The 12,470-nt window shown below is 73.7% G+C and carries 14 protein-coding genes; 4 read left to right on the plus strand and 10 right to left on the minus strand.

Going from position 1 to position 12,470, the window contains the following annotated elements:
* Positions 1-8: 8 nt before the first annotated feature.
* From ACZ6EJ_RS11555 to ACZ6EJ_RS11570, 4 genes are all read right to left on the minus strand, one after another.
* On the minus strand, positions 9-740 hold the full coding sequence (locus ACZ6EJ_RS11555) for an ABC transporter ATP-binding protein (protein ID WP_469266396.1): 732 nt from the start codon (positions 738-740) through the stop codon (positions 9-11).
* Between the two features lie 214 nt (positions 741-954).
* On the minus strand, positions 955-1,728 hold the full coding sequence (locus ACZ6EJ_RS11560) for a DUF3710 domain-containing protein (RefSeq protein WP_469266398.1): 774 nt from the start codon (positions 1,726-1,728) through the stop codon (positions 955-957).
* A gap of 1 nt (position 1,729) precedes the next feature.
* A complete protein-coding gene (gene dut, locus ACZ6EJ_RS11565; protein ID WP_469266399.1) occupies positions 1,730-2,260 on the minus strand; it encodes a dUTP diphosphatase in 531 nt (176 codons plus the stop codon).
* Positions 2,257-2,841, minus strand: a complete 585-nt coding sequence (locus ACZ6EJ_RS11570; protein ID WP_469266400.1) for a PaaI family thioesterase — start codon at positions 2,839-2,841, stop codon at positions 2,257-2,259. The genes dut and ACZ6EJ_RS11570 overlap by 4 nt, the downstream gene beginning before the upstream one ends.
* Before the next feature lie 58 nt (positions 2,842-2,899).
* On the opposite strand from ACZ6EJ_RS11570, the gene ACZ6EJ_RS11575 reads away from it, so the two are divergent.
* Complete coding sequence (locus ACZ6EJ_RS11575; RefSeq protein ID WP_469266402.1) at positions 2,900-3,358, plus strand: DUF3093 domain-containing protein; 459 nt, start codon at positions 2,900-2,902, stop codon at positions 3,356-3,358.
* Positions 3,359-3,399: 41 nt separating this feature from the next.
* On the opposite strand, the gene ACZ6EJ_RS11580 is transcribed toward ACZ6EJ_RS11575, so the two are convergent.
* From ACZ6EJ_RS11580 to ACZ6EJ_RS11595, 4 genes are all read right to left on the minus strand, one after another.
* A complete protein-coding gene (locus tag ACZ6EJ_RS11580; protein WP_469266404.1) occupies positions 3,400-4,347 on the minus strand; it encodes a hypothetical protein in 948 nt (315 codons plus the stop codon).
* Between the two features lie 11 nt (positions 4,348-4,358).
* On the minus strand, positions 4,359-4,655 hold the full coding sequence (locus ACZ6EJ_RS11585; RefSeq protein WP_003965732.1) for a DUF4193 domain-containing protein: 297 nt from the start codon (positions 4,653-4,655) through the stop codon (positions 4,359-4,361).
* 405 nt (positions 4,656-5,060) lie between these two features.
* Positions 5,061-6,293, minus strand: a complete 1,233-nt coding sequence (locus ACZ6EJ_RS11590; protein WP_469266406.1) for a sensor histidine kinase — start codon at positions 6,291-6,293, stop codon at positions 5,061-5,063.
* 5 nt (positions 6,294-6,298) lie between these two features.
* A complete protein-coding gene (locus tag ACZ6EJ_RS11595) occupies positions 6,299-6,952 on the minus strand; it encodes a response regulator transcription factor (protein WP_398065969.1) in 654 nt (217 codons plus the stop codon).
* Positions 6,953-7,339: 387 nt separating this feature from the next.
* Here ACZ6EJ_RS11595 and ACZ6EJ_RS11600 point away from each other — a divergent pair, with 387 nt between their 5' ends.
* The gene (locus ACZ6EJ_RS11600) at positions 7,340-7,513 is read left to right on the plus strand and encodes a hypothetical protein (protein WP_469266408.1); all 174 of its coding nucleotides are present in this window, start codon (positions 7,340-7,342) and stop codon (positions 7,511-7,513) included.
* A 101-nt stretch (positions 7,514-7,614) separates the two neighbouring features.
* Here the strand turns inward: ACZ6EJ_RS11600 and ACZ6EJ_RS11605 are convergent, their stop codons facing one another.
* A complete protein-coding gene (locus ACZ6EJ_RS11605) occupies positions 7,615-8,415 on the minus strand; it encodes an inositol monophosphatase family protein (protein WP_469266409.1) in 801 nt (266 codons plus the stop codon).
* Positions 8,416-8,551: 136 nt separating this feature from the next.
* Positions 8,552-9,679, minus strand: coding sequence for a ferrochelatase (locus tag ACZ6EJ_RS11610; protein ID WP_469266413.1), 1,128 nt, complete (start codon positions 9,677-9,679; stop codon positions 8,552-8,554).
* Positions 9,680-9,827: 148 nt separating this feature from the next.
* Between ACZ6EJ_RS11610 and ACZ6EJ_RS11615 the strand changes: the two genes are divergently transcribed.
* Together ACZ6EJ_RS11615 and ACZ6EJ_RS11620 are read left to right on the plus strand one after the other, a co-directional pair.
* Complete coding sequence (locus ACZ6EJ_RS11615) at positions 9,828-11,075, plus strand: MFS transporter (RefSeq protein WP_469266414.1); 1,248 nt, start codon at positions 9,828-9,830, stop codon at positions 11,073-11,075.
* Positions 11,032-12,354 (plus strand): D-arabinono-1,4-lactone oxidase, encoded by a 1,323-nt coding sequence (locus ACZ6EJ_RS11620; protein ID WP_469266415.1) that lies wholly within the window; start codon positions 11,032-11,034, stop codon positions 12,352-12,354. Before ACZ6EJ_RS11615 ends, ACZ6EJ_RS11620 begins: the two co-directional genes overlap by 44 nt.
* The last annotated feature ends 116 nt before the right edge of the window (positions 12,355-12,470 follow it).

Below are 12,470 nucleotides of genomic sequence, written 5' to 3' on the forward strand. Positions count from 1 at the left end.
GGGCCGCGTCAGGCTTCGACGATGTGGCCGTCGCTGAGCTCCAGCACCCGGTCGGCGAGGCCGAGCATCTGCGGGTCGTGGGTGGCGACGAGCGCGGTCACGTCCTCGCCGCGGACGACCGCGCGGAGCAGTTCCATCACGGCGAGGCCGGTCTCGGCGTCCAGTTGCCCGGTGGGCTCGTCGGCGATCAGGAGGGCGGGGCGGTTGGCGAGGGCGCGGGCGATGGCGACGCGCTGCTGCTGGCCGCCGGAGAGTTCGCCGGGCCGCTGCTCGGCGTGGTCGGCGAGCCCGACGAGGGAGAGCAGCAGCGCGACCCGCTCCTCGCGCTCGGCCGGGTCGGTCCTGCGCAGCCGCAGCGGTACGCCGACGTTCTCGGCGGCGGTCAGGATCGGGATCAGGCCGAAGGACTGGAAGACGAAGCCGATCCGGTCCCGGCGCAGTTCCAGCAGGCCCTTCTCGCCGAGCCCACCCAGCTCGGTCCCGTCGACGGTGATCCGGCCCGCGTCCGGGGCGTCCAGGCCGCCGACCAGGTTGAGCAGGGTCGTCTTGCCGGACCCGGAACGGCCCTTGAGCGCGACCAGCTCGCCGCGCGGGATCTCGAAGGACACCCCGCGCAGGGCGTGCACGGCCGCGGCCCCGTCCCCGTACGAACGGTGCAGGTCCTCGACGCGGACCATCGGCGCGCGGTCCGGGTGCTCCGCCAGGGCGGCGCCGGACTGGGCGCCGGTGCTCTCGGTCATGCTGCTCCCCCGCTGCGTACGTGGCCTGCGTCGCCCGTCAGTATGGGCGCGCGGCGCCGGGCCGGGCAATGGCCGGCGGGCGGGTGCGCGCCCGGCGCACGCCCCCGGCCGCCGCGCCCTGGGCCGGATACGCCGGTGGGCCGCGCCCCGCGAGGGGAGCGGCCCACCGGTCCGCGCCGCGCCGCCCGAAGGGGGCCCGGCGTGCGTGCCGTGGCTAGCGGACCTCGGTGATCTCGGGTCCGCGCTGGAGCTGTCCCATGCCGCCGGAGAACTTGGAGTTCTCCTGGTCCTCCTGCTGGACGCCCTCGGGCACCATCTGGGCGTCGTCGGGGAGCTTGAGGACGATCGGGTCGCGCGGGGCCATCGGGCCGTCGCCGCGGACGACCACGGTGTCCCGGAAGATCGTCTCCAGCAGCCCGGCGGCCTCCGGCTGGACGGCCCCCTGCCCGGAGATCACGCCGCGCAGGAACCAGCGCGGCCCGTCGACGCCGACGAAGCGCACCAACTGCACCCCGCCCGTCCCGTCCGGAAGCTGTACGGGGACCTGGGCGCGCAGCTCCCAGCCCAGCGGGCCCTCGACCTCGTCGATGACGCCGCCCTGCTGGGTGATGCCCGCGGCGATCTCTTCGCGGACCTCGCCCCAGATGCCCTCCTTCTTGGGGGCGGCGAAGGCCTGCAACTGGATCGCGCTGTCCCGCAGCACCACGGTGGCGGCGACGATCGCGTCACCGGCCACCTCGACCCGCAGCTCCATGCCCTCGACGCCGGGGACGAAGATGCCGCCCAGGTCGACCCGGCCCTCTCCGGGCTCGGAGACCTCGGTGCTGTCCCAGGGCCCGTCCGGCCGGGGGGCCGGCGGGAGGTTCACCCGGCGCGCACCCGTCGCGGCGCCGTCGGCGCCGCCCGGCTCGTCGGCGACCTGCTCGGCCTCGCGCACCTCGTCCACCGCGTCCTCGGCGGAACCACTCTTCTTGCGACGTCCGAACACGTCACTGTCCTTCCCGGTCGGATACGACCGAAGCGTAGCTGTTCCCACCGTGGGTGATCCCGCCCTCGGCGACGTCCACCGACGCATGGCCGCCGGTGGACCCGAAGCCCCCTTCGGCCCGCGCCGAGCCGGGAAGTTCCGCCACCTCGTGGAAGCGCACCTTCTCGACCTGCTGGACGACCAATTGGGCAATCCGGTCGAACCGTTCGAATCGCACGCTCTCGCGTGGATCGAGGTTGACCACGATCACCTTGATCTCCCCACGGTACCCGGCATCCACCGTCCCCGGAGCATTCACGAGGGCCACTCCGCAGCGGGCGGCGAGGCCCGACCGGGGGTGCACGAACGCGGCGTACCCGTCGGGCAGGGCGATCGAGACGCCGGTGGGCAGCACCGCGCGCTCGCCGGGGGCCAGCTCCGCGGCCTCGGTGGTCATCAGGTCGGCTCCGGCGTCGCCGGGGCGCCCGTACGCGGGGATCGGCACGTCCGGGTCGAGGCGGCGGATGAGCACGTCGACGGGGGTGCGCGTCACGGGTTCACCTCGAAGGCGCGGGCGCGCCGGGCCTGGTCCGGGTCGGCCATGGCGGCGCGGATCTCGGCCGGGCGGCCGTTCTCGATGAAGTGGCCGACCTCTACCTCGATGAAGAGGGCGTCGGCCCGGACCGCGACGGGGCCCTCGGGTCCGCCGATCCGGCCGGTGGCCGTGGAGTAGATCTTCCGGCCGTGCACGGCGGTGATCCGGGCGTCGAGGTGGAGCACGGTGCCCACCGGCACGGGACGCACGAAGTCGGTCTCCAGCCGTCCGGTCACCGCGATGGTGCGCAGCAGCCAGTTCAGCGAGCCGAGGGTCTCGTCCAGCGCCGTGGCCAGCACGCCGCCGTGGGCCAGTCCGGGGGCGCCCTGGTGGGCGGGTTGGACGGTGAACTCGGCGGTGACGCACACGCCCTCGCCGGCCCGCGCCTGCAGATGCAGTCCGTGCGGCTGCCCCCCGCCGCATCCGAAGCAGTGTTCGTAGTGCGACCCGAGGAGCTCGCCGGGGGCGGGCGCGTCGGGGTGCCGGACCGGCGCGACGGCGTCGGCCGGGGGTGCCAGGGCTGCTGATGTTCCACTCACAGGCGCAGACCTTACCCGCGCGGCAACCCGCGGGTCGCGCCGTGCCAAGCTTGGTTCCATGCAGCCTTCCGCACCGCCCTTCGACGAGCGCCTCTCGGCCCCCCGGTCCTGGTGGTTCATCGCCTTCGGCATCGGCGTCGCCTGCGCGCTGATGCTGCTGCCGCTCGGCACCCTGCCGCTGCTCGCCGGGCTGGTCGGCGGTTCGGCCGCGGCGGCGATGCTGGTGAGCGGCTACGGCTCCGCCCGCATCCGGGTGGTGGCGGGGGCCCTGGTGGCGGGGGACGCGCGGATTCCGCTGTCGGCGCTCGGGGAGCCCGAGGTGCTGGACGCCGAGGAGGCGCGGGCCTGGCGCACGTACAAGGCGGACGCCCGCGCCTTCATGCTGCTGCGGGGCTATGTGGAGACGGCGGTGCGGGTGGAGGTCGTCGACCCGCGGGACCCGACCCCGTACGTCTACCTCTCCACCCGCGATCCGAAGGGCCTCGCGGCGGCGCTGAGCGCCGTGCCGGCGGCCTGACCGCCCGCGCGGGCCCACAGGGCGGGCCGGGGCGGCGGCGATCAGAAGTCGTCGACGCCCCTGGGCAGTTCGGCCGGGCGGGGGGGCTGCTCCAGCCGGGGCAGCTCCGTGAGCCGGTCCCAGGGGACCTGCTGCTCGCGCAGGTCGTTCCTGACCCGTTCGGCGAGCTTGCGGGTGTCGCGGCGGTTCATCGTCGCGCCGACGGCGGCGCCGATCATGAACGGGGTCAGGGTGGGCAGGTTGCGCGCCATGCGCTTCATGATCTGCTGGCGCAGCTCGCGCTTCATCTGGCCGCCGAGGGCCGCGTTGAGCGTGGTGGGCCGGGTGACGTCGATGCCGCGCTCCTCGGTCCACGACGTGAGGTACGCCGTGCTCCGCTGCCCGAGATGGCCCGGAGGACGGCGGCCGTAGACCTCGTGGAGCTCGGCGACGAGCTTCATCTCGATGGCGGCGACTCCGGCCACCTCCGCCGCCAGCTCGGCGAGCATGGCCGGCGGGACGGGCATCATGGCGGCCGCTCCGATGCCGGCGCCGACGGTCGCGGTGGCCCTGCTCGCGCCCGCCACGAGCTTGTCGGCCAGCTCCTCGGGGCCCAGTCCGGGGAACTGCTTGCGCAGGGTGGCGAGATCGCGCACCGGGACGCGGGGGGCCGTCTCGATGACGCGGTCGGCCAGGAGGCCGGCCATCGCCTTCGCGCCCTCCCCGCCCTTGCGTACGCCCCGCCGCACCGCGATCAGCCGCCCGGCCCTGGTCACGGGCCGGACCCGGTCCTTCCGTGCGGCCCCTCCGGTCCCGTCCGCCGCGGCCTGTTCGAAGGCCGCTTCGAGCGAGGCCGGTCGGCCTCCCTCGTCGGGGGCTCCGGAGGGGGCCAGCGGGGCGGCGGACGCGGGAAAGCCGTCTGCCCGGCCCCCGCCGGCACCCCCCGGACCGGCCTCCGTGTCGTGCCGGCGCCAGGGGCGCCGCTTGCGGAACGGTGTGTCGCCTGCCACGGCCGACGACCTCAGTCGCAGTCGCGGCAGATGGGCTGGCCGTTCTTCTCGCGGGCGAGCTGGCTGCGGTGGTGCACCAGGAAGCAGCTCATGCAGGTGAACTCGTCCGCCTGCTTGGGCAGGACCCGGACGGCCAGCTCCTCGTTGGAGAGGTCCGCGCCGGGCAGCTCCAGCCCCTCGGCCGCGTCGAACTCGTCGACGTCCACGGCGGACGCCGTCTTGTCGCTCCGACGCGCCTTGAGCTCTTCGAGGCTGTCCTGGTCCACGTCGTCGTCGGTCTTGCGTGGGGTGTCGTAATCCGTTGCCATGTCGCTCTCCCCCTCTTGGGTGTCTGCGGGTGTCTCAGCGCACGTAACGCGTGAGAGGCCGGACTTGTGCCCGACCTGAGGCGGAGATTTTGCCTCACATCAAGGTCTGTTACTCAATCGACACCCAACCGGACGCCTCCGCGAGGCTCGGCTTGGGTGGCGATGGGGACCGTACACGGTCCCGGCGGTGCTGCTCACGGGAGCCACCCCGTGTACTTCCCGTGATAACGACTTTCGAAAACCCGGACGATTACCGGCTTTCCGAAGGAGACGGCATCACGGAGAGTAGAGATCCGAAAATGCGGCTCTGTGATCGATCACACAGGGATCGCGCGGGGGCGGGTCCTGAAAATTCCGCCCAAAGCGAACATGACATCCCGGTGCGGGGTCACATCGAGCAGCCTCTCAGACCGGCAGGGTGACGCGCATCACGAGACCACCGCCCTCGCGGGGCTCCGCGATGATACGGCCTCCGTGGGCCCGCGCGACGGAGCGCGCGATCGACAGGCCGAGCCCGACCCCCTTGTCGCTGCCCGTGCGCTCCGTGCGCAGCCGCCTGAACGGCTCGAAGAGGTTGTCGATCTCGTAGGCCGGGACGACCGGGCCGGTGTTCGAGACGACGAGCACGGCCTGCCCGTGCTGCAGCTCGGTGGTGACCTCCACCCAGCCGTCCTCGGGGGCGTTGTAGCGCACCGCGTTCTGCACGAGGTTGAGCGCGATCCGCTCCAGCAGGACCCCGTTGCCCTGGACCACGGCCGGGGCCCGCTCGCCCCGGATCTCCACCTTCCGGGCCGCCGCCTCCGCGCGGGCCTGGTCGATGGCGCGCTCGGCGACCTCGGCGAGGTCGACCGGTTTGCGTTCGATGATCTGGTTGTCGCTGCGCGCCAGCAGGAGAAGCCCCTCGACCAGTTGCTCACTGCGCTCGTTGGTGGCCAGCAGGGTCTTGCCGAGCTGCTGCAGCTCGGGCGGGGCCTCCGGGTCCGAGAGGTGCACCTCCAGCAGCGTCCGGTTGATCGCCAGCGGGGTGCGCAGCTCGTGCGAGGCGTTGCCGACGAACCGCTGCTGCGCGGTGAAGGCACGCTCCAGCCGGTCCAGCATCTCGTCGAAGGTGTCCGCCAGCTCCTTCAGCTCGTCGTCCGGGCCGTCCAGCTCGATCCGCCGGGTGAGGTCCGTCCCGGCCACCCGGCGGGCGGTCCGGGTGATCCGCCCGAGCGGGGACAGGACGCGGCCGGCCATGGCGTAGCCGAAGGCGAAGGCGATGATGCTGAGGCCGACCAGGGCGAGCAGCGAGCGGTTGAGCAGGGTGTCCAGCGCCTGCCTGCGCTGGTTGTTGACGCAGGCGTTGATCGCCGCGTTGAACGCCTCCGGGGTGGGGTTCAGCGGGAGGTCGCAGATCTCGCTGGCGACCTTCCCGCTCACGATCTCGAACGGGAGCCTGCTGCCCACCTGGAGGGCCTGCGCGGCCAGCATGTAGATGATCGACAGCAGCAGGATGCCGGCGATCAGGAACATGCCGCCGTACAGCAGGGTGAGCCGTATGCGGATGGTCGGGCGCAGCCAGGGGTACGGGGGCTCCGGCTGCTTGGGCTCCCAGGTGGGTTTCGGGGGCGCGGCGGGGGGCGGCGGACCGACGTTCACGGCCGTCAGATCCGGTATCCGGAGCCCGGCACGGTGACGATGACGGGCGGCTCGCCGAGCTTGCGGCGGAGCGTCATGACCGTGACCCGCACCACGTTGGTGAAGGGGTCGGTGTTCTCGTCCCAGGCCTTCTCCAGCAGTTGCTCCGCCGAGACCACCGCGCCCTCACTGCGCATCAGGACCTCCAGCACCGCGAACTCCTTCGGGGCGAGCTGGATCTCCACCTCGTCGCGGAAGACCTCGCGGCGGTTCGGGTCGAGCTTGATGCCGGCCCGCTCCAGGACGGGCGGCAGCGCGACCGTCGTACGGCGGCCCAGCGCGCGCACGCGGGCGGTCAGCTCGCTGAAGGCGAAGGGCTTGGGCAGGTAGTCGTCCGCGCCCAGCTCCAGGCCCTCGACCCGGTCGCTGACGTCGCCGGAGGCGGTGAGCATGAGGACGCGGGTGGGCATTCCCAGCTCCACGACCCGGCGGCAGACGTCGTCCCCGTGCACCACCGGGAGGTCCCGGTCCAGCACGACGACGTCGTAGTCGTTGACCCCGATGCGCTCCAGGGCGGCGGCGCCGTCGTAGACGACGTCGACGGCCATGGCCTCCCGGCGCAGTCCGGTGGCCACCGCATCGGCGAGCAGTTGCTCGTCCTCGACGACGAGTACGCGCACGGCGCAGTCCTTCCTTCGGTTCTTCGTCGGGTTCGCCCAGCGAGCGGCCCACGCGGGTCCGCTCCGAGCCGCGCGAACATGATCGGCGGCGTCCACTGTGCGCTTCCATCCTGCCCGCAACGCGTATAAACCGGCGGTAAGACGGTCTCGGGCCCCCTCCCGCGGGAGGACCCGCCCGGAGAGCGGCGGATTTCCGGGGCGCTTGAGGTTTCTCTGAGGATCGGCACGGGGAAGAGGGCTTCACACCCGCGATCACGCCTGTCCCGTGGCACGCCACGACCCGCTCCGCCCCTGGGAGCGGCGGCGCGATCACCCGCTCCTCCGGCGCTCCGTCCGGAGGGATCTCGGGCACACCCGTGCCACCGACCCACGATGAGGGGGCGCACCATGGACGCTTTCACCGCAGGTCTGCTGCACCGCATCAAGACCACCGAGTCCGACCTCACGCGGGCGCGCGAGGACGGCGACGACTTCCTCGCGGACGTCGAACAGGGCGAGCTGGACGACCTGCGCCGCCTCGCCGCCGAGCACGGCGTGGAGATCGGCGCCGCCAGCGTCTGAGCCGTACGCCACAGGGCCCCGGACCGCCGTGACGCGGTCCGGGGCCCTGCCGCGTCCTCGGCGGCCCGTACGCCCCGCCAGGCCCTTCGTCGGGGCGGCCGTCAGTCGTGCCAGGCGCCCAGTTCGTCGAGGGCGGCCTGCAGCGGTTCGAAGACGCCGGGGACGGCGGCCACCGCCAGCTCGCCGTCGGCGGGCCGTCCGGGGCGGCCGCCGGTCAGCGCGCCCGCCTCACGGGCGATGAGGTCGCCCGCCGCGAGGTCCCAGGGGTGCAGGCCGCGCTCGTAGTAGCCGTCGAGCCGGCCCGCCGCCACGTCGCAGAGGTCGACGGCCGCCGAACCGCTGCGCCGGATGTCCCGGAGCCTGGGGACGAGCTGCCGGGCCACGGCCGCCTGGTGGTCGCGGACGTGGGCGACGTAGTTGAAACCCGTCGAGACGAGGGCCTGGTCCAGCGGCGGGGCCGGTCGGCAGTGCAGCACGGCCCCGTTGGCGTACGCGCCGCCGCCGAGGACCGCGTGGTAGGTCTCGCGCCGCATGGGGGCCTCGACGACGCCCACGACGCGCTCGCCGTCCCGTTCGGCGGCGATGGAGACCGCCCAGGTGGGCAGGCCGTACAGGTAGTTCACCGTGCCGTCCAGGGGGTCGATGACCCAGCGGACGCCGGTGCTGCCGACGGCGCTCGCGCCCTCCTCGCCGAGGAATCCGTCGTCGGGCCGGCGCTCGGAGAGATAGCCGGTGATCAGCTTCTCGGCGGCGAGGTCCATCTCCGTGACGACGTCGATGGGGCTGGACTTGGTCGCGGCCACCCCCAGGTCGGCCGGGCGGCCGTCGCGGAGCAGGGCTCCGGCGCGGCGGGCGGCCTCCAGGGCGAGGTCGAGCAGCTCGGACAGGGCGGGGTCGGTCACAGCGCTCCCAGTGGTCGGTGGTGGGCTCTCACGGGTGTACGGGGCTCGGGGCGCCCGGCCGCCCCCGAGCCGCAGGGCCGGTCGCCGCCCGGCCCGCCACGGCGTACGGGGCCGGGCGCTCCCAGGTGGTCCCGGCTCAGGCGAACGGGCTGTCGGCGCCCGCCGCGGCCGGCTTCGGGGCCCTGGCGGGGCAGCAGCCGACCGGGCACACGTCGTGGGAGGGGCCGAGGGCCCCCAGCGCGCAGCGCTCGACCGTCCGGCCCCGCTCGGTCGCGGCGCGCTCCAGGAGCAGGTCCCGCACGGCGGCGGCGAAGCGCGGGTCGTCGCCCACCGTCGCGGACCGGCGGACGGGCAGGCCCAGCTCGGCGGCCTTCGCGGCGGCCTCGGTGTCGAGGTCGTACAGGACCTCCATGTGGTCGGAGACGAAGCCGACGGGCGCCATCACGACCGCCGGGACGCCCTCGCCGTGCAGGGCCTCCAGGTGGTCGCAGATGTCCGGCTCCAGCCACGGGATGTGCGGGGCGCCGCTGCGGGACTGGTAGACGAGCTGCCAGGGGTGCTCGACGCCGGTCTCCTCGCGCACCGCCTCGACGATCAGCCGGGCCACGTCGAGGTGTTCCGCGACGTACGCCCCGCCGTCGCCGTGCTCCTCGACGGGGCCGGAGGAGTCGGCGGCGGTCGTCGGGATGGAGTGGGTGGTGAACGCGATGTGGGCGCCCGCCCTGACGTCCTCGGGGAGGTCGGCGAGGGAGGCGAGCACGCCGTCCACCATGGGGGCCACGAAGCCGGGGTGGTTGAAGTAGTGCCGCAGCTTGTCGACGCGGGGCACGGGCAGCCCCTCGGCCTCCAGGGCGACCAGCGCCTCGGCGAGGTTCTCGCGGTACTGGCGGCAGCCGGAGTACGAGGCGTAGGCGCTGGTGGCGAGGACCGCGATGCGGCGGTGGCCGGCCAGGGCCATCTCGCGCAGGGTGTCGGTGAGGTACGGAGCCCAGTTGCGGTTGCCCCAGTGGACCGGGAGGTCCAGGCCGTGCTCGGCGAAGTCCGCGCGCAGCGCGTCGAGCAGCGCGCGGTTCTGCGCGTTGATCGGGCTCACCCCGCCGAAGAGGAAGTAGTGCCGGCCGACCTCCTTCAGGCGTTCCTCGGGGATGCCCCGTCCGCGCGTCACGTTCGCCAGGAACGGGACCACGTCGTCCGGGCCCTCGGGGCCGCCGAAGGAGAGCAGCAGGAGAGCGTCATAGGGTGCGGGATCGCGCAGATCGGACATGCCGTCGATCCTGCCACCCGCCACTGACAGAGCCGCATCCGGCGTCCGCCGCGCCCCGGAGCGTCCTGCGTCCGGTGTCCGCTCCCCCGGCGCGACCGTAAGCTGTATCAGCCACCCACACACCTGACAGGCTCGACCGGAGCGCCCCTTGTCCAACCCGTACCGCGCCGTCTTCTCCGCCCCCGGCTCCACGGCCTTCTCCGCCGCGGGCTTCCTCGGCCGGATGCCGCTCGCCATGATGGGCATCGGCGTCGTGACCATGGTCTCGCAGCTCACCGGGGGCTACGGGCTGGCCGGGGCCCTCTCCGCCACGCTGGCGATGGCGGCGGCGTTCTTCGGCCCCCAGGTCTCGCGGCTCGTCGACCGCTACGGGCAGCGCCGGGTGCTGCGCCCGGTCACCCTGGCCGCGGTGGCCTCGGTGGCGGGCCTGCTCGTCTGCGCCCAGCAGGGGATGCCGGACTGGACGCTGTTCGTCTTCGCCGCGGGCGCGGGGTGCGTGCCGAGCCTGGGGTCGATGGTCCGGGCCCGCTGGGCGGAGGTCTACCGCGGTTCGAGCCGCGATCTGCACACGGCGTACGCCTGGGAGTCGATCGTCGACGAGGTGTGCTTCATCTTCGGTCCGATCCTCTCCATCGGCCTGTCCACCGCCTGGTTCCCGGAGGCGGGCCCGCTGTTCGCCGCCGCCTTCCTGCTGGTCGGCGTCCTCTGGCTGACCGCGCAGCGCTCGACCGAACCCGCGCCGCACCCGAAGTCCCAGCACACCGGGGGTTCGGCGCTGCGCTCGCGGGGGCTGCAGGTGCTGGTGGCGACCTTCGTGGCGACGGGCACGATCTTCGGGGCCGTCGACGTGGTGACCGTGGCCTTCGCCGAGGAGCGCGGGCACAAGGCCGCGGCCTCCCTCGTGCTGGCCGTCTACGCGCTCGGCTCCTGCCTGGCGGGGGCCGTCTTCGGCCTGCTGGACGTCAAAGGAAGACCGGCGACCAGATGGCTGGTGGGCGTCTGCGCGATGGCCGTGAGTATGATCCCCCTCCAACTGGCCGGGAACCTGCCGTTGCTGGCCGTGGCGCTCTTTGTCGCGGGCCTCGCCGTCGCACCGACGATGGTGACCACCATGGCCCTCGTCGAAGCGCACGTACCGCGCACCAAGCTGACCGAAGGCATGACCTGGACCAGCACCGGGCTCGCGGTCGGAGTGGCGCTCGGCTCCTCGGCCGCCGGCTGGGCGGTCGACGTCGCCGGGGCGAAGGCGGGGTACGCGGTGCCCGCCGTGGCGGGAGTCCTCGCGGCGGCGGTGGCGTTCCTGGGGTACCGCCGGCTGGTGCAGCCGGCGCCGACGGGAGGGCGCGGGGAAGATGACCGAGACCTACGCACGGACGACGGGGAACACGTGGCGTAACTGGGCGGGCAACGTCACCGCCCGGCCGGCCCGCACCGCGGTCCCGGCGTCCGTGGACGAGCTCGTGGACGTGGTGCGCCGGGCGAGGGCCGACGGGCTGAGGGTGAAGCCGGTCGGCACGGGCCACTCGTTCACGGCGACGGCCGCCACCGACGGGGTGCTCATCCGCCCCGACCTGCTCACCGGGGTGCGGGACGTCGACCGCCGGGCGATGACCGTGACGGTGGAGGCGGGCACTCCGCTCAAGCGGCTCAACACGGCACTCGCCCGCGAGGGCCTGTCGCTCACGAACATGGGCGACATCATGGAGCAGACGGTCGCCGGCGCGACCTCCACCGGGACGCACGGCACGGGCCGGGACTCGGCGTCGATATCCGCGCAGATCCGGGCCCTGGAGCTGGTCACCGCCGACGGTTCCGTGCTCCGCTGCTCGGCCGAGGAGAACCCGGAGGTCTTCGCCTCGGCCCGGCTCGGGCTCGGCGCCCTCGGGGTGGTCACCGCCGTCACGTTCGCCGTGGAGCCCGTCTTCCTGCTGACGGCCCGTGAGGAGCCGATGCCCTTCGACCGGGTCACCGCGGACTTCGACCAGCTCGTGGCCGAGAACGAGCACTTCGAGTTCTACTGGTTCCCGCACACCGGCAACTGCAGCACCAAGCGCAACAACCGCGCCGCCGGCCCGGCCGCCCCGCCCGGCAGGGTGAGCGGCTGGATCGACGACGAGCTGCTGCCCAACGGGGTCTTCCGGGCCGCCTGCGCGCTCGGCCGCGCGGTCCCGGCCGCGATCCCCTCGATCGCCAGGCTCTCCAGCCGGGCGCTGTCGGCCCGCTCGTACACCGACATCCCCTACAAGGTGTTCACCAGTCCGCGCCGGGTGCGGTTCGTCGAAATGGAGTACGCCGTCCCGCGCGAGCGGGCCGTGCCGGCGCTGCGGGAGCTGAAGGCGATGATCGAGCGCTCACCGCTGAAGATCAGCTTCCCGGTCGAGGTGCGCACCGCCCCCGCGGACGACATGCCCCTGTCCACGGCCTCGGACCGCGAGAGCGCGTACATCGCCGTCCACCTCTACCGGGGCACCCCGTACCGCTCGTACTTCACGGCGGTCGAGCGCATCATGACCGCCCACGCCGGCCGGCCCCACTGGGGCAAGATCCACACGCGCGACGCGGAGTACCTGGCGCGGGTGTACCCGCGCTTCGGCGAGTTCACCGCGGTGCGCGACCGGCTCGACCCGGACCGGTTGTTCGGCAACGACTACCTGCGGCGCGTGCTCGGCGAGTGAGCCGGTCGGCGTTCCGGCACAGGGGGGGGGGGGGGGGGGGGGGGGGGGGGGGGGGGGGGGGGGGGGGGGGGGGGGGGGGGGGGGGGGGGGGGGGGGGGGGGGAGGGGGGGGGGGGG

It is taken from the genome of Streptomyces sp. NPDC041970 (genome assembly GCF_055588985.1).